The 24,534-nt window shown below is 73.3% G+C and carries 23 protein-coding genes and 1 pseudogene; 6 read left to right on the plus strand and 18 right to left on the minus strand.

Annotated elements, in window-relative coordinates:
• Nucleotides 1-65: 65 nt before the first annotated feature.
• On the minus strand, nucleotides 66-950 hold the full coding sequence (locus ACWEFJ_RS20255; RefSeq protein WP_449714664.1) for a LysR family transcriptional regulator: 885 nt from the start codon (nucleotides 948-950) through the stop codon (nucleotides 66-68).
• Between the two features lie 64 nt (nucleotides 951-1,014).
• A complete protein-coding gene (locus ACWEFJ_RS20260; protein ID WP_449714665.1) occupies nucleotides 1,015-2,175 on the minus strand; it encodes a DUF418 domain-containing protein in 1,161 nt (386 codons plus the stop codon).
• 259 nt (nucleotides 2,176-2,434) lie between these two features.
• Here ACWEFJ_RS20260 and urtA point away from each other — a divergent pair, with 259 nt between their 5' ends.
• The 5 genes from urtA to urtE are packed head-to-tail and all read left to right on the plus strand — an operon-like array spanning nucleotide 2,435 to nucleotide 7,014.
• Nucleotides 2,435-3,652: an urea ABC transporter substrate-binding protein gene (urtA, locus tag ACWEFJ_RS20265; protein WP_449714666.1), complete on the plus strand. Its 1,218-nt coding sequence runs from the start codon at nucleotides 2,435-2,437 to the stop codon at nucleotides 3,650-3,652.
• On the plus strand, nucleotides 3,652-4,527 hold the full coding sequence (gene urtB / locus ACWEFJ_RS20270; RefSeq protein ID WP_378088597.1) for an urea ABC transporter permease subunit UrtB: 876 nt from the start codon (nucleotides 3,652-3,654) through the stop codon (nucleotides 4,525-4,527). Before urtA ends, urtB begins: the two co-directional genes overlap by 1 nt.
• Nucleotides 4,524-5,573 (plus strand): urea ABC transporter permease subunit UrtC, encoded by a 1,050-nt coding sequence (gene urtC, locus ACWEFJ_RS20275; protein WP_449714667.1) that lies wholly within the window; start codon nucleotides 4,524-4,526, stop codon nucleotides 5,571-5,573. Before urtB ends, urtC begins: the two co-directional genes overlap by 4 nt.
• Nucleotides 5,570-6,319, plus strand: a complete 750-nt coding sequence (gene urtD, locus ACWEFJ_RS20280) for an urea ABC transporter ATP-binding protein UrtD (RefSeq protein WP_378088601.1) — start codon at nucleotides 5,570-5,572, stop codon at nucleotides 6,317-6,319. Before urtC ends, urtD begins: the two co-directional genes overlap by 4 nt.
• A complete protein-coding gene (gene urtE / locus ACWEFJ_RS20285) occupies nucleotides 6,319-7,014 on the plus strand; it encodes an urea ABC transporter ATP-binding subunit UrtE (protein WP_378088675.1) in 696 nt (231 codons plus the stop codon). Before urtD ends, urtE begins: the two co-directional genes overlap by 1 nt.
• 6 nt (nucleotides 7,015-7,020) lie before the next feature.
• On the opposite strand, the gene ACWEFJ_RS20290 is transcribed toward urtE, so the two are convergent.
• The 6 genes and pseudogenes from ACWEFJ_RS20290 to ACWEFJ_RS20315 form a co-directional block, all read right to left on the minus strand.
• Nucleotides 7,021-8,256 (minus strand): hypothetical protein, encoded by a 1,236-nt coding sequence (locus tag ACWEFJ_RS20290; RefSeq protein WP_449714668.1) that lies wholly within the window; start codon nucleotides 8,254-8,256, stop codon nucleotides 7,021-7,023.
• A complete protein-coding gene (locus ACWEFJ_RS20295) occupies nucleotides 8,253-9,011 on the minus strand; it encodes a bestrophin-like domain (protein ID WP_449714669.1) in 759 nt (252 codons plus the stop codon). Before ACWEFJ_RS20295 ends, ACWEFJ_RS20290 begins: the two co-directional genes overlap by 4 nt.
• A 306-nt stretch (nucleotides 9,012-9,317) precedes the next feature.
• Entirely contained in the window at nucleotides 9,318-10,616 is a 1,299-nt protein-coding gene (locus ACWEFJ_RS20300) for an FAD-dependent oxidoreductase (RefSeq protein ID WP_449714670.1), read from the minus strand.
• A gap of 156 nt (nucleotides 10,617-10,772) precedes the next feature.
• Nucleotides 10,773-11,111: a proprotein convertase P-domain-containing protein gene (locus ACWEFJ_RS20305; RefSeq protein WP_378088677.1), complete on the minus strand. Its 339-nt coding sequence runs from the start codon at nucleotides 11,109-11,111 to the stop codon at nucleotides 10,773-10,775.
• 27 nt (nucleotides 11,112-11,138) lie between these two features.
• Nucleotides 11,139-11,939: pseudogene (locus ACWEFJ_RS20310) on the minus strand (S1 family peptidase); the annotation flags it as partial.
• A 190-nt stretch (nucleotides 11,940-12,129) separates the two neighbouring features.
• Nucleotides 12,130-13,260 (minus strand): hypothetical protein, encoded by a 1,131-nt coding sequence (locus ACWEFJ_RS20315; RefSeq protein ID WP_449714671.1) that lies wholly within the window; start codon nucleotides 13,258-13,260, stop codon nucleotides 12,130-12,132.
• 73 nt (nucleotides 13,261-13,333) lie between these two features.
• Here ACWEFJ_RS20315 and ACWEFJ_RS20320 point away from each other — a divergent pair, with 73 nt between their 5' ends.
• A complete protein-coding gene (locus ACWEFJ_RS20320) occupies nucleotides 13,334-13,903 on the plus strand; it encodes a TetR/AcrR family transcriptional regulator (RefSeq protein WP_378088610.1) in 570 nt (189 codons plus the stop codon).
• Between the two features lie 10 nt (nucleotides 13,904-13,913).
• Here ACWEFJ_RS20320 and ACWEFJ_RS20325 read toward each other — a convergent pair whose 3' ends face one another.
• From ACWEFJ_RS20325 to ACWEFJ_RS20370, 10 genes are all read right to left on the minus strand, one after another.
• A complete protein-coding gene (locus ACWEFJ_RS20325) occupies nucleotides 13,914-14,378 on the minus strand; it encodes a hypothetical protein (protein ID WP_449714672.1) in 465 nt (154 codons plus the stop codon).
• 143 nt (nucleotides 14,379-14,521) lie between these two features.
• Complete coding sequence (locus tag ACWEFJ_RS20330) at nucleotides 14,522-15,454, minus strand: hypothetical protein (protein ID WP_449714673.1); 933 nt, start codon at nucleotides 15,452-15,454, stop codon at nucleotides 14,522-14,524.
• Nucleotides 15,451-15,999: a hypothetical protein gene (locus ACWEFJ_RS20335; RefSeq protein ID WP_449714674.1), complete on the minus strand. Its 549-nt coding sequence runs from the start codon at nucleotides 15,997-15,999 to the stop codon at nucleotides 15,451-15,453. The genes ACWEFJ_RS20330 and ACWEFJ_RS20335 overlap by 4 nt, the downstream gene beginning before the upstream one ends.
• Nucleotides 16,000-16,118: 119 nt before the next feature.
• A complete protein-coding gene (locus ACWEFJ_RS20340) occupies nucleotides 16,119-17,582 on the minus strand; it encodes a trypsin-like serine protease (RefSeq protein WP_449714675.1) in 1,464 nt (487 codons plus the stop codon).
• Between the two features lie 143 nt (nucleotides 17,583-17,725).
• Complete coding sequence (locus ACWEFJ_RS20345) at nucleotides 17,726-18,538, minus strand: nitroreductase/quinone reductase family protein (RefSeq protein ID WP_449714676.1); 813 nt, start codon at nucleotides 18,536-18,538, stop codon at nucleotides 17,726-17,728.
• 441 nt (nucleotides 18,539-18,979) lie between these two features.
• Nucleotides 18,980-20,284 carry an ABC transporter permease gene (locus ACWEFJ_RS20350; protein WP_378088679.1) on the minus strand — a complete coding sequence of 435 codons (1,305 nt, stop codon included), beginning with the start codon at nucleotides 20,282-20,284 and terminating at the stop codon, nucleotides 18,980-18,982.
• The gene (locus ACWEFJ_RS20355) at nucleotides 20,284-21,006 is read right to left on the minus strand and encodes an ABC transporter ATP-binding protein (protein WP_378088621.1); all 723 of its coding nucleotides are present in this window, start codon (nucleotides 21,004-21,006) and stop codon (nucleotides 20,284-20,286) included. Before ACWEFJ_RS20355 ends, ACWEFJ_RS20350 begins: the two co-directional genes overlap by 1 nt.
• Entirely contained in the window at nucleotides 21,003-22,004 is a 1,002-nt protein-coding gene (locus ACWEFJ_RS20360; protein ID WP_378088623.1) for an efflux RND transporter periplasmic adaptor subunit, read from the minus strand. Before ACWEFJ_RS20360 ends, ACWEFJ_RS20355 begins: the two co-directional genes overlap by 4 nt.
• A 94-nt stretch (nucleotides 22,005-22,098) precedes the next feature.
• Nucleotides 22,099-23,157, minus strand: coding sequence for a GDSL-type esterase/lipase family protein (locus ACWEFJ_RS20365; RefSeq protein ID WP_449714677.1), 1,059 nt, complete (start codon nucleotides 23,155-23,157; stop codon nucleotides 22,099-22,101).
• A 774-nt stretch (nucleotides 23,158-23,931) separates the two neighbouring features.
• A complete protein-coding gene (locus ACWEFJ_RS20370) occupies nucleotides 23,932-24,180 on the minus strand; it encodes an RNA recognition motif domain-containing protein (RefSeq protein WP_449714678.1) in 249 nt (82 codons plus the stop codon).
• Nucleotides 24,181-24,534: the final 354 nt, after the last annotated feature.

Here is a 24,534-nt window from a genome sequence, read left to right on the forward strand (position 1 = left end):
ACGGTGATCGGACCGTAGCAGCGCGGACGGCGCGTCGGTTTCTCCTCGACTGCGCTGTTCGCCCCTCACCGCAGCGCGGTCGCCACGAACTCGCGCACCGCCGAGCCGGTGTCGCCCGGCACCCACGCGACCGCGATGCGCAGCGGCTCGACGTCGGTCACCGGGCGCCACACCAGGTCCGGGTGGGCGTAGTACCCGGCCATCGACTCCGGCCCGAGGCACACCGCCGCGCCGGACGCGACGTGCTCCAGCATCTCCTCCACGTTGTCGTTCTCCGGGCCCCACACGGGTTCCGCGCCGTCCGGCCGGGGGTTGACCGCCCACCAGTCCACCCACTCCTTCGGCGCCTTGCGGGTCCACATCAGCGGCTCGTCGCGCAGGTCGGCGATGCCCACGGACCCGCGCCCGGCCAGCGGGTGGTCGCGGGCCAGGGCGACGTACCGGGGCTCGGTGGCCACCACCCGGAACCGCAGGCCGTCGGTGTCGGCGGGCAGCCAGACGAACGCCACGTCCACCAGCCCCTGCCGCAGCGCGTCCGGCTCGCCGCCCCAGTCGCACCGCTTCGGCTCGACCACCACGTCCGGCCGCCGCGCGGCGAACGCCGACCGCACCCGCCGCGCCACCTCGCCGCCGCCGGACGCCACGAACCCGACCCGCAGCACGTTCGACTCGGCCGCCGCCATCGACCGCGCCACCCGCACCGCGTCCCGCCAGCCGAACAGCGCCTCGCGCGCCCGCGGCAGCAGCTCGCCGCCCGCCGCGGTCAACCGGACCTCCCGGCCGGTCCGCACGAACAGCTCGACCCCCAGGTCCGCCTCCAGCTGCCGGATCTGCCTGCTCAACGCCGGCTGGGAGACGTACAGGTCCCGCGCCGCCCCGGTGAAGCTCAACCGCTCGGCCACCGCCACGAAGTAGCGCAGGACCCTCGTGTCCACGTCCGGAGGACTCATGCCGCGCAGCGTATTCGCCGGTGCGGGCCCGTTCCGGTGATCCCGACCCGGTCCACCGCCCCGGCTAGGCCGCGACCGCGTGCTGACGCTGCGGCGCGCGGTAGGCCCGGTCCCACACCGCTTCCACCGGCCCGCGCGGGAACCGGCGCATCCACCACGACGCGCCCGCCGGCAGCAGGCCGGAGACCAGCAGCCACACGCCCGCGGTGAACCACGGGCCGAGGTGGCCCCACCGCTGCGCCAGGCCGAGGCCCCACTGGTAGCAGAGCACGGACGCCAGGACGTTCTGCCCGATGTAGCAGCTCAACGCCGACCGGCCGACCGCGGTCAGGCCGCGGCGCAGCGGGCCCGCCTCGGCGCGCATCGCGTTGACCAGCAGGGTGATCCCGCCGAGCAGCCCGAACGCGACCAGCGGCGCGCACACGTACCGGTCGACGGCGAACCACGCCGGGCCGGCGAGCGTGGTGGCGACGTTCAGCGGCACGCCGAGCCCGAGCCCCCAGGCCACCAGCCGGCGCTGGAGCCGCGCGCCGCGCGGCGAGTCCTCCAGCGCGCCCGCCCGGAACAGCCGCGCGCCGGCCAGGAACAGCAGGGTGCTCAGGGGCAGCACGAGGAAACCCTCGGCGCGGAACACCGCGAAGTGCTCGACCCGGGCCTGGACCCCCGCCCACCAGCTGTCGCCGGCCGGCGCGAGCCCCGGGTCGCCGGCCGGCGCGAGCCCCGGGTCGCCGACCGCCGTGCCGCCGGTGAGCAGCAGCGCCGCGGTGATCAGGCCGACGACCGCCAGGTTCAGCGCGCCGGCGGCGGCCATCCAGGCGAGCTGGACCCGCGGGCCGCGCCCCACCAGGTAGGCCACCAGCACCGAGACGACCGCGTAGAACATCAGCACGTCGAACTCGAACACCAGCGCGTAGTGCAGCAGGCCCTCGAACAGCAGCAGCGCCGAGCGCCACAGGTACCAACCGGGCCACGGCCGGCCCCGCCGTTCGGCCGACCGGTGCTGGATCGCCAGGCCGATCCCGAACATGATCGAGAGCAGGCCGAGGAACTTGCCGTTGCTGATCATCTGGAGCAGCGCGGTGGCCGTGTCGCCCGAGCCCGCGCCGAAGTCCGCCAGGAAGCCCGCGGCCCCGCGCGGGTGGGTGAAGACCCACACGTTCGTCCCGAACGTGCCCAGGATCGCCACGCCGCGCAGCACGTCCAGCGCCGCTATTCGTCCGCTCATCCCTACCTCCCCCGTCTCCGTACCCGGTCGAAGGTAGGGCGAAAGGTCTTTCCCGATCGTCGGCCGAAGGTTCCCGGAAATGTCGCACCTTCGGACGATGGCGACGGCCGAACGGATGACACGACGACTGCGGCTGGTGAACGCGGAAGGTCACAAGTCCATACCGTGCGGATTTGGCCACACGAACGTAACCTCACGCGCCCGGCACGCAACACGCGGTTCATAGCTTCTCGGTTCACCTGCCCGAAAGGAGCTGCCGGTGCGTCCCAGAACCCTCAGCCGCGGCCTGATCGCCCTCCTGCTGCCCGCCCTGCTCGCGACGGCCTGCGTCGACGAGCCCGGCGGCGGCGCGGGGGCCTCCGGTGACGAGATCAAGGTCGGCGTCCTGCACTCGTTGAGCGGCACCATGGCCATCAGCGAGGTGACCGTGCGCGACGCGGAGCTGCTGGCCATCGAGGAGATCAACGCCAAGGGCGGCGTGCTCGGCAAGAAGGTCGTGCCGGTGGTCGAGGACGGCGCGTCGGACTGGCCCACGTTCGCGGAGAAGGCGCAGAAACTCATCTCGCAGGACAAGGTGGCCGCCGTGTTCGGCGGGTGGACCTCCGCGAGCCGCAAGGCGATGCTGCCGGTGTTCGAGCGGAACAAGGCCCTGCTGTGGTACCCGGTGCAGTACGAGGGGCTGGAGAGCTCGCCGTACATCTTCTACACCGGCGCGACCACGAACCAGCAGATCGTGCCCGCGCTGGACTACCTGGCCGGGCAGGGCACGAAGCGGATGTTCCTGGTGGGCAGCGACTACGTCTTCCCGCGCACCGCCAACAAGATCATCAAGGCGTACGCGGCGGCCAAGGGCATCGAGGTGCTCGGCGAGGAGTACACGCCGCTGGGCCACACCGAGTACAGCACGCTGGTCAACAAGATCGCCGACGCGAAGCCGGACGCGGTGTTCAACACCCTCAACGGCGACAGCAACGTGGCGTTCTTCAAGCAGTTGCGCGGTTCCGGCATCACGCCGCAGGACACGCCGGTGGTCTCGGTCAGCGTGGCCGAGGAGGAGGTCAAGGGCATCGGGCCGGAGAACGTGGCCGGGCACCTGGTGGCGTGGAACTACTACCAGACCACCACGACCGCCGCGAACGACGCGTTCGTCAAGGCGTTCCGGGCGAAGTACGGCGCGGACAAGGTGACGTCCGACCCGATGGAGGCGGGCTACAACGCGGTGCACCTGTGGGCGGAGGCGGTGAAGAAGGCCGGCACGACCGAGGTCGAGGCGGTGCGCAAGGCGGCGGGCGGCATCACGATCGAGGCGCCCGAGGGCACGACCACCATCGACGGCGAGAACCAGCACGTCGCCAAGACGGCGCGGATCGGCGTGGTGCAGGCCGACGGCCAGATCAAGGAGGTGTGGTCCTCCCCCGGGCCGATCAAGCCGGACCCGTACCTGAAGGGCTACGACTGGGCGGGCGGCCTCGGCTGATGGGCGCGCTGGCGAACCAACTGCCGATCGGGCTGAGCATCGCGGCCGTGCTGCTGCTCATCGCCCTCGGGCTGACGTTCACGTTCGGCCAGATGGGCGTGATCAACATGGCGCACGGCGAGTTCATCATGGCGGGCGCCTACACCGCGTACCTGTTGCAGGGCCTGACGAGCCAGTCGTTCCTCCTCGCGCTGCCCGTCGCGTTCGCCGTGGCCGGGCTGATGGGGCTGCTGCTGGAGTGGTCGCTGATCCGCCGGTTCTACGGCCGGCCGCTGGACACCCTGCTGCTGACGTGGGGCGTGAGCCTGGTGCTGCAACAGCTCGCGCGTGACGTCTTCGGCGCGCCGAACGTGCAGGTGACCGCGCCGGGCTGGCTGGTGGGCGGGGTGGACGTGCTCGGCGTCCGCCTGCCCTACAACCGGGTGTTCATCATCGTGCTGGCCGCGCTGTGCGTGGTCGCGGTGTGGCTGTACCTGACCCGGTCGCCCGCGGGCCGCCGGATGCGCGCGGTGGTGCAGAACCGGGAGCTGGCCGCCTACAGCGGCATCGCCACGGGCCGGGTCGACCGGTTCACGTTCCTGCTCGGGTCGGGCCTGGCCGGGGTGGCGGGCGTCGCGCTGACGCTCGTCGGCCCGGTCGGGCCGAGCCTGGGCACGTTCTACATCGTGGACGCGTTCCTGGTCGTGGTCGCGGGCGGGCTCGGCCAGCTGCGCGGCGCGGTGCTCGCGGCGGTCGCGCTCGGGTTCCTCAACGGCTACCTGGAGTTCTGGACCGACGCGAGCCTGGCCAAGGTGCTGGTGTTCGTGGCGATCATCGCGTTCCTCCAGGTCCGGCCGCAGGGCATGTTCGTGCTGAAGGGGAGGGCGCTGGTATGACGTGGGGTCGCGTGTCCCTCGTGGCGTGCGTCGTGCTGCTGGCGGTCGCGCCGCTCGCGCTCTCGCCGTTCCGGCTGGGGCTGCTGGCGAAGTACCTGTGCTTCGCGATCGTCGCCGTGGGCATCGCGCTGGCCTGGGGCCAGGGCGGGATGCTGACGCTCGGCCAGGGCGTGTTCTTCGGCCTCGGCGGCTACGCGATGGCCATGTACCTCAAGCTCGCGGAGGCCGGTCCGGGCGGGCTGCCGGACTTCATGGTGTGGAGCGGGGTCGAGGAGCTGCCCGCGCTGTGGCGGCCGTTCGCCAACCCGGTGTTCGCGCTGGCCGCGGTGGTGCTGCTGCCCGGCCTGGTGGCGTTCCTGCTGGGGCTGCTGGTGTTCCGGCAGCGGGTGCGCGGCGCGTACTTCGCGATCCTGTCCCAGGCGCTCGCGGCGGCGTTCGTGATCCTGCTGGTGGGTCAGCAGGGGCTGACCGGCGGCACCAACGGGATGACCAACTTCACCGGGTTCCTCGGCCTCGACCTCACCGACCCGAACGGCCGGCGCGCCGTGTACGCGATCACGGCGGTGGTGCTGGGACTGGTGTTCCTGGCGGCGAGGCTGCTGGTGCGCAGCCGGTTCGGCCGGCTGCTGGTGGCGGTGCGCGACGGCGAGGACCGGGTGCGGTTCCTCGGCTACGACCCGGCCCTGGTCAAGACGATCACGTTCACCGTGTCGGCGGTGATGGCGGGTCTGGCGGGCGCGTTGTTCGTGCCGGTGGTGGGCATCATCTCGCCCGCCCTGCTCGGCATCGTGCCGTCGCTGGAGCTGCTCGTCGGCGTCGCGGTGGGCGGCCGGTTCGTGCTGGCGGGCGCGATCGCCGGCGCGATCGCGGTCAACTACGCCAAGACCCTGTTCAGCGAGGACTTCGCGGAGGGCTGGCTGTACCTGCAGGGCGGGCTGTTCGTGCTGGTGCTGGTGTTCGCGCCGAAGGGCCTGGCGGGTCTGGTCGAGTCCGCGCGCGACCGGCTCGCGGACCGGCGGCGACGACCGGTGGAGGTGACGGCGTGAGCGCGTTGCTGGAGGTGCGCGGGCTGCGCGTGGTGTTCGACGGCTTCGCCGCGATCGACGGGCTCGACCTGACCGTCGAGGAGGGCGAGCTGCGGTTCCTGATCGGGCCGAACGGCGCGGGCAAGACGACGCTGATCGACGTGGTGACCGGGCTGACCCGACCGCAGTCGGGCAGCGTCGCGTTCGGCGGCCGGGAGCTGGTCGGCAGGCGGGAGCACCACATCGTGCGGCTGGGCGTCGGCCGCACGTTCCAGACCGCCACCGTGTTCGAGGAGCTGACCGTGGTGGAGAACCTGGACCTCGCGGACGGGTTCCGGCTGCCGCTGCGCAAGCTCCTGCGCCGGCGGCGCGGCGTGTCCGACGCGGTGGCCTCGGCGCTGGAGGCGGCCGGGCTGACCGCGCTGGCCGACCGGCCGGCCGGGGTGCTCTCGCACGGGCAGCGGCAGTGGTTGGAGATCGGGATGCTGCTCGTGCAGCAGCCGAAGCTGCTGCTGCTGGACGAGCCGGTGGCGGGCATGAGCCGGGCGGAGCGCGAGCGGACCGGCGAGCTGCTGCACCGGATCGCGTCCACGCACACGGTCGTCGTGGTGGAGCACGACATGGAGTTCCTGCGCCGGTACGCGCGCAAGGTCACCGTGCTGCACCAGGGCCGCGTGCTGCGGGAGGGCTCGGTGGCGGAGGTGCAGGAGGACCCGCGGGTCCGCGAGGTGTACCTGGGTCGGGCCAAGGGGGAGGCGGTGACGTGATGCTGTCGGTGTCCGGGGTGGACGCCGCCTACGGGCGGGCGCGGGTGCTGTTCGGCGTGGGGCTGGAGGTGCCCGCCGGGTCGTTGGTGTGCGTGATGGGCCGCAACGGGGTCGGCAAGACGACGTTGCTCAAGACGGTCATGGGCACGCTCACGCCCACGGCGGGCCGCATCGCCTTCGACGGGCGGGACGTCACGCGGCTGCCCACGCACCAGCGGGTGCGGGCCGGCATGGCGTACGTGCCGCAGGGCCACGTGTCCTTCCCCCAGCTCACCACCTGGGAGAACCTGCGCGTCACGCTGGAGGCCACCGGGCACCGCGACCCGGCGGCGGTGGACGAGGCGCTGGACGTGTTCCCCGCGCTGCGGCACCTGCTGCGGCGGCCCGCCGGGTTCCTGTCCGGCGGTCAGCGCCAGCAGCTCGCCATCGCGCGGGCGCTGATCACCCGGCCCCGGCTGCTGGTGCTCGACGAGCCGACCGAGGGCGTCCAGCCGTCGGTGATCGACGAGATCGAGGTCGCGATCGAGCGCCTGCACCGCGAGGCCGGGCTCACCGTGCTGCTGGTCGAGCAGTACCTGGACTTCGCGCTGCGGCTGGCCGACAGCTTCGTGGTCATGGACGCGGGCGAGGTCGTGCACGCCGGTCCGGCCGAGGAGCTGCGCGACGAGGAGGTGCGCCGGATGCTGGCGGTCTGACCGGCCCTACCGCCGCCGCGCCGCGGCCTGGCGGGCGAGCGCGCCCGCGCCCACGATCAGCAGCAGCGCCACCAGGCCCCACCGGCGCTGGTCGCGCACGTTGTTGTTGGTCGGCGAGATGGTCTGCACCTCGCGCTCGGGCACGGCCAGCTCCCGCGGCGCGGGCGGCTCCGCCGGCGGTGGCAGCTCCGGTGGAGGGGGCGGCGGTGGCGGTGGCGGAGGCGGTGGCGGCGACGCCGGCGGTGGTTGTTCCGGCGGGAACGTCGGCTCCGGCACGAACGGCTCGGGCTCCGGTGTGGTCGGCCTGGTGGTGGTCGTCGTCAGCCGGGGCGGCTCGGGTGTCGTGGTGGTCGTGGTCGTCGTCGGCGGCACGGTGGTCGTCGTCGTGGTCGGCGGCACCGTGGTCGTGGTCTTCGTGGTCGTCGGCGGCGTGGTGGTCGTGGTCGGCTGGGTGGTGGTGGTCGTGGTCGTCGTGGTGGTCGTCGGCGGCGTGGTCGTGGTGGTCGGCTTCGGCGGCTCCACCTCGGTCAGGCAGCCCGAGGCGTCGATGGTGTGCAACGCCTGCCGCACCGAAATCTTCGTGACCACGCCGCTGCCGTCCAGCGCCACCCGCCACAGCGTGCTGTGGCCGTCGTCGTTGTTGTTCGTGGCGTAGAGCGCGCCGTCCGGCCCGAGCGTCACCGCGCCGTAGCTGCTGCCGCCGGGCAGCCGCCCGGCCCCCGGCACCTCGCTCGTCCGGCCGGTGCGCGGGTCAATGGCGACCACCACGGCGCGGTGGTGCTGCGCCGCGACGCCGTAGAGCCGACCGTCGGCCGGGTTGACGTCGAAGTCGTCGACGGTCACGCCCTCCCACTGCCACAACCACGCCTGGTGCACGACCTGCCCGTAGGTCGGGCTGTCGGGGTCGATGTCGACCGAGTTCAGCCACGGGCCGGCGCGCACCACCAGCCGCTCGTCCACCACCGCGCCCGCGGTCGCGTCGCGCAGGAGGTTCGAGGGCGGTGTCGGCTCGCCGACCACCCGGCCGTCGCGGTCCAGGGCGACGAGCCCGCCGCGCTGGTCCACGCCGTACACGAGGTCCTGCCGGGCGGAGAACCCGATGGCGTTCACCCGCACGTCGAGCGCGCCGAGCGAGGTCGTCTCCCCGGACGGCAACTGCACCCGGAAGACGGTCGAGGGGCCGTGGGCCCCCGCCTCGACCTGGATGACGGTGCACACGACCTGCGCGAACGCCTCGATCATCCGAACCGCTCCACGGCGGCCTCGAAGGCGTCGGGCGTCACCCCTGCGCCACCGCCGAACGGGTTCTGCAACTGGTAGGTCGCGTACAGCAGCAGCGTGATGGTCGCGGCCAGCGTGGCCACGATGAGCACGTGCGTGCGGATGCGCGGCCCGCCGAACAGCAGCGGCAGCATGATGGTCAACACGCTGCCCGCCACCAGCACCAGCCACACCACCGAGCTGACCCCGCCGCCCGCCGCGTCCAGCCGCTCCTGCCTGGCCTGGTAGACCTGCCAGAGCTGGTTCGCGGCCTCGGTCTTGCGGTCGACCTGCCACTCGTCGTCCGTGGGCGCCTCGGCCACGACCCGGCGGAGCTGGTCGAGCTGCGACCAGCCGGCCGACTGGAAGTCGCGGCCCTCCACCATGCCCGGCCACTCGTCGTTGATGACGGACTCGGCGTACTGCCGGGACAGCTCCCGCACCCGCGCGCCGGTCTCCTCGGACAGGGCGTCGCTCGCCCAGGTGGCGGCCACGAGCCCGTCCGCCTCCCGGTACGCGGCCTGGTCCGCCTGGCTGACCCCGTCGAACAGGGCGATGAGGACGAACGCCACCAGGACCGCGTGCAGCCCGGCCACGATGGTGAACACCTGCCCCGCGGCCTCGTTGTTGGCCGAACGGCCCTCCAGCTCGCCGTACCTGCGGATCAGGTAAGCGAGGACGGCGGCCACCACGGCCGCGCCGGCGACCCACAGCAGACCTGTGAGATAAACGCTCATCAACGCCCTTTCGTCACTTGCGTGAATTCCACAGATCCGCCGATTTCACTCCTAGGGAAGCTAGTGAGCGACTCGATCCGGTGAGAAGGACGTTCATCCGAGTGCCATGGAATACCAGACTGTCAGGTGATAAGGACGCGCCGATGCACCGCGCGGCGGCCGAGCAGCCCGCTGGAATGCGGGGAGATCCATCCCATCGAGCTAATGAGTTAGACCGATGGAGTTATTTTCGCTGTGACGTACCGTCGCCAATAATCCGGAATCGGCGTTCACGCTGCGGACACCCCGCGCCCCGACCGCCCGGGGTCAGGGTCGGCGCGGGCCGCCGAGCACGACACGGGCCAGCACGTCGGGGCGCAGGATCGACGTCGGCGGCTGGAGGAGGCCGATCGTGCGGATGAACGCGGTGGCGGCCGCGGGGTCGTGCGTGGCGACGCGTTGCAGCCGGGCGACGTAGCGGTTCAACGCCCTGGTGGACCACGAGCGGTGGCCGGGGATCTCCGGCAGCGCCAGGTCGCCGAGCGCGTTCAGCCGCCACACCGGGTCGATGATCCGCGCGGCGGCGCGGAAGAACCGCGGCGCGAGGTCGTCCGGCCCGTCCCGCAGGCACTTCCGCAGCGCCTCGGCCTCCAGGGCGGCGACCGTCATGCCCTGGCCGTAGATCGGGTTGAAGCTGCACAGGGCGTCCCCGAAGACCAGCAGGCCGCGCGGGAACCGGCGCAGCCGCTCGTAGCGGCGGCGCAGGCTGGCCGGGAAGCGGTGGGTGCGGATGGCGGTCAGCGGCTCGGCGGCGGCCACCGCGTCCTGCACGTCCGGCGGCGCGGACCGCTTGAGGAACGCGAGGAACCCCGCCTCGTCGGTGGGCGGGTGGTCGCCCGCCATGCCCACCTGGGTGACCATCCAGCGGCCGTGCTCCTGCGCGGCGAACGCGAACCCGGTCGTCCGGCCGGGCACGGGTCCGACGAGCGTGAGCCGGTCCGGGAACGGCGCGGCCGGGCGGACCAGCCGGCTCGCGTAGACCATGTTGACGTCGATCCGGTCCTCCGCCGGGGTGGGCAGGCCCAGCGACGCGAGCCACGACCGCGCCCGGCCGGACCGGCCCATCGCGTCGATCACGAGGTCTGCCGGCAGCACCTCCTCCGCGCCGTCGCGGGACACCCTCGCCCCGGTCACGCGATCGCCCTCGACCACCGGGCCGACCACGTCGCAGCCGGGCACGAGCCGCACGCCCGGCAACTCCGCGACCCGGGCGCGCACCGCGCCCTCCAGCATGGGCCGGGTCGTCTGGACGTCGGACGCGCCGGTGTCGGTGCGCGCCAGGGTGTGGCCGGCGAGCACGAACCGCGCGTCCAGGGTGAAGCCGACCGGGACCGCGCCCGCCGCCACCAGGTCCGCGGTCAGGCCGGGGAACATCTCGTCGAGCGCCTGCTTGCCGCGCAGCAGGATGGTGTGGAAGTGCCTGCCCTGCGGCACGCCCCGCCGGTGCTCCCCGTCCCCGGTCAGCGGATCGCGGTCCACGACCGTGATCCGGTCGTAGGAGCCGACCAGCGCCCGCGCGGCCAGCAGGCCGCCCATGCTCGCGCCCAACACCACCGCATGCGTCATCCGGCGACTGTGGCAGTTCCGGGCCGCCGCGCGCTTATCCGGGCATGCGGTTCTGCCTGTCGGGTGATCCCGCCCCGCGGGCCGGGCGGTTCGGTCGGGGTTCCGACCGGCCCCGCCTCGGGTGCGGGCAGGGCCGGTCGGGTTCGGCCGGGTTCGTCAGAAGGTGAGCCGCCAGGCGTCCACGTACCCGGTGTCCTGGCGGTAGACGTCCTGGACCTTGAGCCGCCAGGTGCCGTTGGCCGGTTCGGACGACGCGTTCACCGTGTAGGTGGCGACCACGTCGGGCGCGCTGGAGCTGCTCGCGCTCTTGAGCCGGTAGGTGGAGCCGTCCGGCGCGACCAGGTCGATCACCACGTCGCCGCTCCAGCTGTGCCTGATCTCCACGCCGACCTTCAGGGTGGACGGCGCGTTGCCCGCGACGCCGCTGACCGTGACGTCGCTGTAGACGGCCGCGCCCGCGTCCGGGATGGCCACGTCGGCGAGGTTCTCGAACACCTTGCCGGGCGGCTGCGGCGTGCCGCCGAGGTCGGCCGCGGCCTGCGCGATGGCCTCGGCGAACGTGCTGACCTCGGTGTAGACGCCGGGGTTGTCCGGCCGCGCGCAGCCGTTGCCGTGGCTGACGATGCCGACCTGCACCCACGCGCCGTTGTCGTCGCGCCGGAACATGGGGCCGCCGGAGTCGCCCTGGCAGGTGTCGACGCCGCCGCCGAGCTTGCCCGCGCACAGCTCGGCCGCCGGGATCAGGTCGGCGTAGTACGGGTCGGAGTTCTTGCACGTGGTGTCGTCGATGTAGTCGACGTTCGCCTTGAGCAGGTAGCGGGACTGGCCGCCGTTCTCCCGGGTGGCGCCCCACCCGGCCACCGTGAACACGCCGGTGTTGTAGGCGGGGGTGGTCGCGATCGGCAGCAGGGCCGCGCCGGTGATCGGGCCGGCCAGCTTGACGATCGCCCAGTCGCCGCCGGTGGACGTCGGGTAGGTGGGCGAGCGGTGCACGTAGGTGGACGTGCGGGTGACGCGCGAGGCGTCCTGGAGGTCCACCACGCCGTAGGTGGCGGTGATGGAGGTGTTGTTGCCGGTGCGGCTGACGCAGTGCGCCGCGGTCAGCACCAGTTGTTCGGTCAGCATCGAGCCGCCGCAGCCCATGGACAGGCGGACCATCCACGGGAACTCGCCCTTGGCGGCCTGGGCGCCGCCGACGACCATCGGCGTCGGGTCGCCCGCGTCCGGTGGCGGTGGGGCGGCGGTCGCCTGGCCCGCGAAGGCGGCCAGGACGGCGACGATGCCCGCGCCGAGGGCGAGCGTCTTCCTCACGGTGTCGCGCACGGTCTGTCCTTCCCGCGCCCGGCCGGGGTCGTGCTCGCAGGGGTGGCCGGACGTCGAGATCGCAGGGAACTACCCAGCCGCCCCCTCTGCCGGCGACTCATCGTGCGTGGCGGAAGGCTTGCTCACAATCCGACGATCGACGGGAGTTCCTCCGCCGGCGGCCATCGCTGCGGGAACGCGGTGCGGGGGGTCACCCGATGGTCGACGCGACGACGGTCGGGGCGGCCGCGCCGAGGAAGAAGACGCCCTTGTAGCCCGGGGTCTCGAAGCCGGCGCTCGGGTTGCGGCGCAGGGTGGACGTCTCCACCGCCAGCGTGCCGGTGCGGTCGTTGCTGACGAAGAAGATCGCGCCGCCGCCCTCGTTGGCCTTGTTGTCCTCCACGACGCTGCCCGCGAGGCGGACCGTGAACGTGTTGCCGTCCGCGTGGATCGCGCCGCCGCTGCCGCCGCCCGGCGTGCCGGGGCGGGCGGGGTTGGCGCCGTGGCCGACGGCGGAGTTGTTGCGCAGCACGCTGTTCAGCACGACCCACGACACGCCGAGGCCGCTCAACGCGCCGCCGTTGGCGCACCGGCCGCCGTCGAACGTGCTGCCCACCACGTGCACCGGCAGGCCCTGCGACCGGCCGACCACGCGCAGCGCAGCGCCGCCCAGGTCCGGCCCCGTCGCGCCGCACTCGTTGCGCAGGAACGTCGAGTTGACCACCTTCACCCGCCCGCCGCGCACGAACACCGCGCCACCGCCTTCGGCGGCGCCGGCCGCGTTGCCGTCCACCAGCGCCAGGTTCTGGATCGTGAGCCGGGGGTGGTCCTGGTCCTGGCAGTGGGACGTGGTGATGCCCAGCGCCTCGTCGCACGTGTTCTGGTACAGGATGCGCCGCTGCCCCGCGCCGCTGAGCGTGACCAGTCCCCCGCCGTCCAGCACGACGTCCGGCGCGGCGTCGTTGCGGACCTGCGCGGTCACGGTCATCGTGATCGTGACCGGGTCCGGGCCGCAGTCGAACGTGATGACGCCGCCGGCCGCGACCGCCGAGACCACCGCCTGGGAGGTGCAGCCCGCCGGCGTCCCGTCGCCGATGACGCGGGTCGGGCGGGACGTGTCGACGGCGGCGGCCTCGGGCGGCACCGGCGCGCCGCCGTCCGGGTTGCCCGCCGGCGGGGGTGTGAAGCGGCTCGTCGTCGTGGTGGTCGTGGTGGTCGTCGTGGTGGTGGTCGTCGTCGTTGTCGTTGTGGTGCCCGTCGTCGTGGTGGGCGGCGGGGCGGCGGTCGGGGACGACGTGCACCCGGCCAACACCAGCAGGACCACCAACGCACGACGCGGCATGCGGGCGACCTTAACGTGCGACGGCGGGCCGGCCGACTTGACTTCCCCAGGTGTGAGTGGTTGATTACACCTCATGCCTGCCGCGAGCGCTCGCCGACTGTCGACCGCCGAGGAGCGCCGCGAGACGGTCCTGCGCACCGCGCTCGGCGCGTTCGCCGCCCGCGGCTACTACGGCACCACCACCGGCGAGGTCGCGAAGTCCGCCGGCATCTCCCAGGCGTACGTCTACCGGCTGTTCCCCGACAAGGAAGCGCTCTTCCTGTCCGTGGTGGAGCACTGCTTCGCGCGGATCAGGGAAAGCCTCGCCGACGGGGTCGCCGCGGCCGAGGGCAGCACGCCGGAAGCCGTCCTGCACGCGATGGGCGACGCCTACGCCCGCCTGATCGCCGAGGAGAACACGCTGCTGCTGGTCCAGATGCACGCCCAGTGCGCGGCGATCTCCGAACCGGCCGTGCGCGAGGTCGTCCGGCGGGGGGTGGCGCGGATGGTCGAGTACGTGCGCGCCCTGTCCGGCGGCGGCGAGGAGCAGGTGCAGGAGTTCTTCGCCCGGGGCATGCTGTGCCACCTCGTCATGGCGGTGGACGCCGACGGCGTCGACGCGCCCTGGGCCAAGACGCTGGCCCAGGGCATCCGCCACTACTGATCCCCGGTGCTCAGACCCCGGCCGGGCACGGCGACGGGAGGGCGGCGGCCGCGGCGGAGGCCGGTTCGGTGACGGGTGGGCCGTAGGAGGCGGGCCGCGTCCCGCCGCAGGAGTTGACCCAGTGCACGCCCTGGTACTCGTACGTGAAGAACAGGTACTCGGTCCCGACGGCCAGGCTCGGCAGCCCGCACGCGGCCACCTGGTCGTAGGTCCGCACCTCGACCGCGTCGGCGACCTGCCCCTTGTACTCGACGCCGACCCGCACCGCGTAGCGGTACCGGTACTGCTGGGGCTCGTGCACCTTCGCGGTCACCAGGCCGGTGAACACGTAGGCGGCCCGCGCGTAGCGCTGCGGTTCCTGCTCGCCCGGCACGCACTGGCAGGCACTGGCCGAACCGACGGTCACGGCGGTCAGCAGCCCGGCCACCAGCGCCAGCACACCGGCCGCGCGGGTCAGGTGACGCAGGAGCACCATGGGACACCTCCGGAGGTGGAGCGGACATCCGTCACGGCGGTGTCCTCCACGGTAGCCGCCGGGGAACGCCGCCGACCACGGCCGCGCGCAGGCCGCCTGCTCCGTCGAACAGCCCAGCACCCGGTGGCGGAACAGCGGACGCGTCACGTGCCGGACGCGGGCCGGCGGTACCGGTGCGTGACGTCCTCGCCCTCGGGCAACACGGCGGCGAGGTCGACCCGCACCCGCCGGGGCACGACCTCGGTGCCCGTGCCGAACGTGACCGGCATCGGGGCGCCCGGGGCGGCGAGGTCGTTGCGATGGCGTCGTTTCAGCGCGTTCTCCGCGGCGACGACCGCCTCGTGCCGGGCCGCGAGGACGTGGACGGCCGACGCGCCGGCCCGCAGGTGCGCCCGCACCCGACGGTCGTCGCCGCGGCCGAACTTGTGCACCCGCCCGAAGCGGACCAGGTAGAGCAGAGCCGGGTCGTCGCGTCGGGCCCGGTGCGTGCGCGAGCCGGGTTCGGGCGGGCAGGCGGCGCACTCGGTGCGCCCCTTGCGGAGCAGGCCGATCGTGCCGCACGCCTCGTGGCGGCCCCACGTGCCCATGGAGGTGGAGCGGGTGCGGACGCCGAGCCACGGCAGCCCCCACACGTCGCCCGCGAGCAGCGTCCACCCCGGCCGCCGGTGGGCGTCCAGCTCGTTCGCCAGTGCCGTGGCGGCCACGAACTCCGCCGCCCCGCGCACCGGAACCGGACGCCGGGCGTCGAGGTCGAGGAACTGGCGGATCCGCCCGGTGTGCCCGCCGGCGCGCAGCAGGTCGGCGGCCAGGCCGAACACGGGCAGGTCGGGCGCGCTGCGCTCGTCCAGGCAGACGTGGCAGCGGACGTGCCACCCCGGCCGGAACGCCCGTTCGGCGCCGCAGCGCAGGCACCGGTGGAACTCGATCGCGGGCAGGGCGAGGAGGAGTTCCATCGAGCCGGTGGCGATCCGCGCGCACGGCGGGCAGTGGGTGAACCACGCGACCGCGACGCCCTTGCCCGGCACGGGATCGCCGCAGTTGACGCACGTCCGCACGACCGGCCGCCCCGCCGTCACGCGTACCCGTCGAAGGGCTCGAACACCCGGTCCCGCGCGGCGAGGTCCCAGCCCAGGACGTTGCGGTCGCTGCGGCTCGTGGCCAGCTCGCGCACCACCGCCGTCATCGACCGCCTCGTCCGCGTCCAGCCCGCGACCGGGTTGCCGCTCAGCCGCACGACGTGCCACCGGTCGGGATCGGGCGTCCACGGCAGCCACCCGAGCAGGCCGCCCGCGGTGTCGTCGGCGAACGGGACCACGCCGCCCGGTTCGGGGAACGGCGGGTAGGAGTCGAACTCGTCGCGGTGCCGCCCCACGACCTCCCGGGCCCGCTCGAAGTCCTGCACGACCCGCGTCAGCGACGTGCGGCTCTGGACCGGGTTGAAGATCCGCAGGACGTCCCGCACCAGCCCCGAGGGGAACCGGGCCATGAACCGCTTGTAGTCGGCGGGCAGCGGCGTCCGCAGCCGGCGCTCCACCTCCTCCCAGCCCACCCTCGGCGTGACGGAACCGGACCACCCCAGGGCGGACGCGGTCTCGTCCACCAGGTCGCGCACGGCGCTCATCGGAACACCGACCCCCCTTCGATGATCACCGACGCTACCGCGAACCCGGCCCGCCACCACGGGTTTCGGCCGAACCCGTGCTCCCCACCGGGATGATGGGGGCACGGGTTCGGCGTCGGTCAGCCGTTCGGCGTGGTGATCACCGAGAACGTCGACCCCTGGCTCGCCAGGCGGGCGCTCAGGTCGGTCAGGATCGTGTCGATCGGCACGTAGTTGTTCAGCTCACCGGCGTAGCAGGCGCCCGACCGGGACTGCTGGCTGCCCTCCAGGATGCCCAGCGCGGTGTGGTCGACCTGGCTGAACAGCGGACCGCCGCTGTCACCGGCGCGGGCGCAGATGTCGGTGTTGATGCCGACGTCCGTCGACAGCACGCGACCGCAGCGGGTGCCGACGAGGTAGCCCTCGCCCGCGCCGCTGTCCACCGAGTCCGGGTAGTTCACGGCGCTGGAGCCGGAGCCCGACGCGCACACCACCCAGCCCGCCTTCACCTCGGCGAGGCCGTGCACGCCGGTGATCAGCTCGTCCACCGACGTGGCCTGCTGGCCGCACGGGGTGTCGGCGTTGCTGTCCGCGCCGCCGTTGCGGCAGTACTTCAGGACGCGGTTGCGGTTCGTGTGGCTCTCCAGCCACGTGTTCGCCGCCGCCGCGTCCACGTAGGGCAGGGCCGCGTAGTCGTACGGGTAGGAGTTCTTCTCGATGCCGTGCTGCTGCAGCACCGGGGTGCCGTTGTGCTCGGTCGGCGTGTTGTTGGTCTTCGTGGCCATGCAGTGCCCCGCGGTCAGCACCCACGCCTTGCCCGGGTGGCCGCCGCCGGTCGACCGCAGGTTGAAGCCGGCCGTGCAGCCGCCCCAGGTGCCGTTGTCCCGCTTCATGTCCAGCCGCAGGCCGCCCCGCATCGGGCCGTGGTTGGTGCAGTAGAGCGGGTGGCAGAAGCCCCAGTCCACGTTCGGCGTGGACAGCGGCTCCGGCCGGGGCAGCACGGCGGTCCGCACCGCGACGCCGGTCTCGGCGGCGAGCGCGCGGCGGACCGCCTCGCCCTCCTGCGCCCGGGCCACGGACAGCTTCTCCTGCGCCACCCACGGGCGCTCCCACACCACGACCTCGTTGTCGCGCTCGTTGACCGCGGGCAGGTACACCGCGTCGGAGCCCGCGCCCACCCCGGCCGCGATCCGCTCCTTGGCCGCGGTCAGGTCGGCCAACGAGTGCCGCACGGCCTGCGTGCGGACGTGCGCCCGGTCGGGCAGGTCCTCGAGGTGCCGCCGGGCCGCGGCCGGGTCGGTCATGGCCACGACCAGCACGCCGGCCGTCTGGTCGAGCCACATGCCGCCGTACTCGGCGGGGTTCTCCTTGCGCAGCACGCCGTCCAGGCGCACGGCCTCCTGCTGCAGTTCGAGCCGGCGCAGCGCCTCCCGCTCGCCGACGCCGTAGCTCTCGACCAGGTACCGCACGGATTCGGCCACGGCGGCCGGGTCCAGCGTCGTGCGCGCCACCGGCGCGGCGGAGGCTCCCCCGGTCGTGCCCAACGCGGTCGCCGCGACGACCAGCGAGGCGAACAGGGCCCCCAAGCCCTTGGCTCTACCCACGACATCTCCTTGTCAGGTGGATGGGAAACATGAGCATTCAACAGGTCGTGAACGACTCACGGTGCGGAATGCCCGCCGGGCGGGACACGGTCGAGTAGTCCTACTCACCTCTTCCATGCCGCGGACCGGGCGTTCGGTTGTCCTCAGGCGTCCAAGAAGGGGATCAACTGCTCCTCCTCGGCGGACAGGTGCGCCTCCAGCTCGTCGATCAGCTCGTCCACGTCCGCGCGCAACGTCCCCGCGTCACCGCGGTCGAGGGTCTGCCGGAGGCGGTCCAGCAGGGCGGCGATGCGCTCGTGCTCCTCGCCGAGCCGGTCCAGCGTCGGCGCGAGGTCCGGGAACCGCTCGCGCAGCGCGGGGAACGTGCCCGTGTCCTCGGCGGTGTGGTGGAACCGCAACCCCTGGCACGCGGTCAGGCAGTTCACCTTGAGCTGCGCGCCCAGCACGGGCCCGGCCGCGGCGACCTCCCGGCGGATGATGGCCAGCTCGCGGCGGAACGCGTCGTGCACGAGCTTGAGCGCCGCGCCCCAGCCGGACGCGTTCGGCGGGCCGCCCGAGACCTGCTTCAGCGCCACGACGGGGATCCGCCGGGTCGTCCTGGCCTGGTAGGCGGCCCACCCCGGATCGGACTCGACCGCCCGCGCCCACAGCTCCTCGCGTTCCGCCCCGGTCAGCACGGTGGCCTCCGCCTCGTACGTGAAGACGCCGTCCTCCACGGTCACCAGCGGGGTGGCGACGAGGTTGTGGAACCAGTCCGGGTGGCGGGGCGCGCCCGCCGCGGACGCGATCACGACGATCCGGTCGCCGTCGGGCAGGTAGGCCACGGGGTTGGTGTGCCGGGCGCCGGTGCGCGCGCCGGTGGTCGTGAGCAGGATGAGCCTGCCTCCTTCGAAGGGGCCGCCGACGCGGCCCGCGTTGGCGCGGAACTCCTCGATCACCTGTCGGTTGAAATCCATCTGCGGTTCGACTCCTGATTCCGGGCAAGACTGATTCTGGGCACGACCGGACGACCACGGGTGAAATGCGCCGTGGTTTTCGGTGGAGGTTTTGTGAAGACGCGCGGGCACGGCGGTCCGCACGGGGACCGCGACACGCGCGGCGCGGCGTCGAAGCGCCCGGGTGTGGGTGGTGCCCGGGGTCGGGTGCGTCGCGCCTACGTGCGCGGAAACCCGGGGATCCCCGGTGTGCGGCGGCGGGCCCCTGGCCCACCCGGCGGTCAAATCCCGGCCGGGTGACTCTCTCGCTCGTGGCCCAAGGCCGACCCGGCAGTCACGGGCGCGACTTTATCCGGTGAATGCGCGGTCGGGCAACTCCGCATTTCGCGCGGTGGTCGGCCGTGCGCAATTCCGGTGGTTCGGTCGCGGGGACCGCCGCGGCACGGCGGTCCCCGGTCGGGCTCAGGCGCGCATGACCGTGGCGATGGGGATGCGCGCCGCCCGCAACGCCGGCACCAGGCCGCCGAGGACGCCCGCCACCAGGCCCGCGATCACCCCGGCCACGCCGGCCTGCCACGGGAACGCCGTGCCCTCCAACGACGGGAACCGCGACCCGAACAGCTCCAGCGCCACCTTCAGCCCCACCGCGCCCGCGCCGATCGCGAGCGCCGCCGTCAGCAGGCCGGTGAGCAGCGTCTCGGCCAGCACGATGCCCGCCAGCAGCATCCGCGGCGTGCCGACGGCCCGGCGCAGCGCGAACTCCTCGACCCGCTCGCCCACGGTGGCCAGGCCGACGTTGAGGATGCCCGCCACGCCGATCAGCAGCACCAGCGCCGCCATGCCGAGGAAGATCCAGCGCATCAGCGCCAGCTCCGTGGACATCCGCTTCAGCGTCTCCACGGTGTTGACGTGGATGGTGTCCGCGGCGGCGCCCGCCGCGACCAGCCGGGCGCGCAGGACGTGCTCGACCTCGTCCGCCGTCGGCGACATCAGCACCTGCAGGCCGGGGCCGTTGCGCCCGCCGGCCATGCTCGTCACCGGCAGCCAGTTCAGCAGCTCGTCGGCGCGGACGTAGGCCGCCGGCTGGTAGCCGCCGTCGTTCACCACGCCGATGATCCGCGGCGTGGGGTTGGACGTCGCGCCGTCGACCCGCATCTCGGCGGGCACGTGGTAGCGGGTGAACGCCTTCGCCGCCTCCTCGTTGAGCACGATCCCCGGCGCCAGCGACGGCGCGCCGCCGAAGTCGAGCCACCGCCCCTGCACCGGGCGGTACGGCCGGAACTGCCGGATGTCGCCGGTCAGCCCGACGAGCTGCAACTCCACCGCCTGGCCCGCCGGGGCGCCCGCGTCGCCGTCGGACACGGGGTAGCAGCCGGACTCGTCGCACCGCATCTGCGGCCCGCCGTAGCCGGGCTGGTCGATCGGGCCGCCGCCCTCGTTGATCGGCTTCACGCCGGGTTCGCCGATGACCGCCCGCGTGGTGGTCATGGCGACCGCGTCGGTGCGGCCCTCCAGCACCTCCAGCGCCACCGGCACGTTCCGGCCCTCCGGCGCGAGGTAGATCTGCCGGGTGCCGTCCTTGCCCTGGTACATCTCGACGTCGGCGAGCATGGCCCGGTTCGCGATCTCCGCGCCGGCCTGCACCACGACCACGGCGAGCACGCCGAGGAACAGGCTGACCATCGACAGGAACGTGCGCAGCTTGCGGGCCCGGATGCCCTGGCCGCCGATGATCAGCGACGACCGGAGCCTGCCCGACAGCCTCATCACGCGACCACCCGCTGACCGGCCGGGCGCAGCAGGCCGTCGGACAGGTGCAGCACCCGTCCCATCTTCGCCGCGTGGTCGTGGTCGTGGGTCACCAGCACCAGCCCGCAGCCCTGCTCGGTGGCCTGGCGCAGCACCTCGACGACCAGGTTGCCGGTGTCGGTGTCCAGCGCTCCGGTCGGCTCGTCGGCCAGCAGCACGCGCGGCTCGCGCACCAGCGCGCGGGCGATCGCGACGCGTTGCTGCTCGCCGCCGGACAGCCGGGGCGGCTTGTGCTTGGCCAGGTGGCCGATGCCCACCCGCTCCAACGCCGCGAGCACCTTCGCCTTGCGCTTGCGCCGGGGCAGCCAGCCCTGGCCGTTGACCAGCGCCATGGCCACGTTCTGCGCCGCCGTCAGGTGCTTGAGCAGGAAGAAGCGCTGGAACACGAACCCGAACTCGGCGCTGCGCAGCGCGGCGGCCTTGCGCTCGGGGATCCGGGTGATGTCCCGGTCGCCGAGCAGGTACCGGCCGCCGTCGGGCCGGTCGAACAGGCCGATCAGGCTGAGCAGCGTGCTCTTGCCCGAGCCGGAGCGACCGAGGATGGCGACGCTGTCGCCCGGGTGCACGGTCAGGTCCACGCCCGCGAGGATGGTGCGCGGCTCGTCCTGCCCCTTGAGGGTCTTGGTGACGCCGGTGAGCTGGATCAACGGCGTCGGCGGGGGGAGGGGCTGGGTGGTCACTTGCGCCCCGCCTCGGCCTCGCCCGGTCCCGCGGGCTCGCCGGGCGGCAGGTTCGGGCCCGGCACGGCGAGCGTCTCGTCACCCGTCAGGCCGGACTTGATCTCGACCACCTTGCCGTCGGTGAGGCCCAGCTCGACGTCGGTGGTCTGCTTGGTCCCGTCCGGACCGACCACGTCGACCTTGCCCTTGCCCTGGCCGCCCGCGACCGCCTCGACCGGCACGACCAGCGCGTCCTGGGCGGAGGCGGTGACCAGCTCCAGGGTGGCGGCGGCGCCGTTGATCAGCTTCACGTCGGCGGGCGCGGTGCACACCAGGCGCAGGCCGGTCGGCTCGGAGGGCTGCTGCGGTGTTTGCGGCTGCTGCGGCACGGGCGCGTTCGTGGCCCCGGCCCGGGCGTCGTCGTCCGGGTCCGGCTGCACGGGCGGCGGAGGCGCGGGGACGGTCCCGGCCGGCAGCGCGGCGATCGTGCCGAGCAGGGCGCACGGGAACGGGCCGGGGCCGTTCTTGATCTGCGCCTGCACCGTGCCCTGCGCGGCGTCGGAGATCCGGTACGCCTGCTCGCCGTCGATCTCGGCGACGATGCCGTAGCCCGCGTACTTCGCCGACGCGATCGGCATGCCCGCGGTGACCGTGGCGCGGTCGTCGACCAGGCGTCCGCCGAACGTGGCGCCGGCCGGGACCTCGACGTTGTTCGGCTTGCCGTCCTGCCAGACCGTCGCGAACCGGGTCGGTCGGGTCGGCGTGGCGGTCGGCTCCGGCACGGTCAGGTACCGCACCTGGCCCGCGACCGGCGACACGATCCCGAACAGCGGGTTCATCGTGACCTTGCCGGTGAGGCTGACCTTGTTGGTCAGGTCCTGCCGGGTCGGCTTGGCCGTGGTCTGGACGGTGCCGCGCGGCGCCAGCTCCGGGTTGAGCGGCTCGGCGCCGTTCGACGTGCACGCGGCCGCGGTCAACACCACCGCGGCCAGTCCGCACGCGCGGACGAGGGCGTTCATGGACACCGATCCCCCCACTGCGAATCCCGTTCGGTTTCGCCAATTTACCCATAGGACGCGAACGGGGTGATCGGGGTTGCCCGGCCGGGCGATCTCAGGGCACGGCGTGCAGGTTGCCGTCCGCGCCGGCCAGGCACCGCGCCGCCCCCGCGCCGCCGGTGACGAACTCGGTGACGCAGCGGCCGAGCTGGGCGTGCGCGGCGGCGTTCGGGTGGAACGACTGCTGGGCCAGGTGGAGGCCGATCGCGTCCAGGCCGCCCGTCACCAACGCGTACGGGTCGACCGTCAGCCGCCGCTGCCACTCGCCCGCCGGGTTGTCGCCCTTGCTGCACGCCTCGCGGTTCTCCGTGGCGCGGGAGAAGTCGAGGAACTTCACGCCCGCCCGCGTCGCCACGCCGCGCAGCGCCTCGGAGAGCTGGGGCACCGCGACCGTGCGGCCGTACGCGGCGTCGGCCAGGCGGAGCGGGCAGCCCTGGGGGCCGTGCAGCAGGCGGTCCATCTTCTCGGTCACGGGCGAGGCGTAGGACGTGAGGACCAGGTCGTAGGCGGAGGGCGCGTAGCCGGCCTGGGTCATCGCGCTGCGGACGTCGCGGAGGGCGGTCTCCACCTTCGGGGCCATGCCGGCCAGGCGGGCGGGCCACTCGCGTTCCAGCGCGGAGCGGCAACTCGGGCCGAACGGGTTCACCCACGCGGCGACGCAGTCGACCATCGTGTCGGCGAACCGGACGTCGTCGTTCGCGCCGACCTGGACGAGGACCGCGGTGACGCGGTACTGGCGGGCGATGTCGATCAGGCGGCGGGCCTGGGAGCCCTCGGTGTAGTGCGTGGTGTCGGCGAGGGAGACGTTCGCCGAGTCCGCGCCGGAGCAGGCGAGGTTGAAGGTGCGGTCGGCGAGCTGGGTGCGGTGCACCATGGCCTGGGTGGAGCGGTGGCACCAGTTGCCGTTCTCGCCTTCGGTGCCGGGTTCGTAGGACCCCGCGCCTTCGCCGGACATCGCGCTGTCGCCCAACGAGACCACCGCGGTCTGCCGATCGTCCGCCGCGCCGGTTGCCGCCGGCGCCGCACCGCCCGTCGGGGTGGCACCGGCCGTCGGGGTGGCGAGGACCGTCGCCCCGGCGAGCAGGAGCACACCAACCACCGCACCGACCCTCATCCGCGCCTCCTCGGCGTCCTGGGCTGATCGTGCTCCGTCCGGCGGGACGTGCTCCGACCGTAGGGCGCGGGTGGCGCTGCGACAACGTCCGATCGGCTGGTTCCTCCGCGCCTTCGGGTGCCCGCAGGACGTGATGGTCTACTGTGGACCGGGGGGCGGCGGTCGACTGTGGCCGGGGTGGCCGTGATCGTCCGTGGCCGGGGTCGCCGAAGATCACCCGAACGAGCGAACCGATCGTGAATGGAAAATTCGCCGGAACTTCCGGCCGGCGGTTTTCGTTGCCGGGAAAGAAGGAGGCGGCAAGGCGCGGCGGGCGTGGGCTGCGTCGGGGTGGGCGAGATTGGGAGTGGAAGTGGGCGAGGTTGGGATGGGCGAGGCTCCCCGCAAGACAGCGGTTGGCAAGCCGCAAGACAGCGGTCGGCTGGCAAGACAGCGGTCGGCCGAGATCAGCACCCTGATCCGCGTGGCCCCGTGCGGCGTCGATCGGGAACCCGATCCGCGTGCGGGAACCTGATCCACGTGGCGTCGATCAAGGACCTGACCCCGCGCGGAGCGGACGTGGCGTCGATCGCGACGTGGCGTCGATCGCGCCGGCGGCGGCTGGACCCAGTCGCAAGGCTGCTGCTCGTGCCCACCCACCGGGCAGCGGCGAGCCGCCCGTCGGTCGCTCGACTTCGCGCGAAGCCTCGCCGACCCTCGACTTCGCGCCGACCCTCGACTTCACGCTGAGCCTCGTCGACCGGAGCCTCGCCGACCGGTTGGCCGACCCGCTCCTCACTGTTTGGCGGCCGGCGTCACCCCGATGCGGCTGCTGTCGAGCATGCTGCCGTTGAACGTGGAGATGGCGAACTGCGCTTCCGCCGCCGTGCTCATCGTGACGTTGCCGTACCTCCGCGAGACACCCGCGCTGTCCGTGGCGATGGTGCAGTCCGTCACCTGACCGCAGCTGCTGAACGTGTTCCTCAAGGTGTCGACGGTCGTGTTCACGCTCAGGTTGCTCACGTACAACTTCGTGCCGGCCACCCGCGCACCTCCCCGGTAGGTTGCCTTGGCCGCGACCGCCGGTCGTGCCGGCTGCCGGAGCCCGCCACACCACTGTCCCGGCGGCGCGCGGAGTGGTGCAACGGTGTTCACTGGGATGGGCGCGGAAGGCGGCGGCACCCGCCTGGCCGCGAGCCGCGCCCGACCATGTCAGTCCACTGAGGACGGTTCGCCCGGCGCCCGACCGGCCGATCGTGCGCGATGCCCGATCGGCATGCCGTGCGGCACGGACCCGGCTTGGGTGGGCTCGGGCCGGTGCAAGGACCCACCGGGTGGCGGGGTGCGGGGTGGGATGGGCACGTCGGGGTCGGGTCGGGCGAGGGCAGGGTTAGGGGG

This window comes from Actinosynnema sp. NPDC004786, assembly GCF_053601135.1.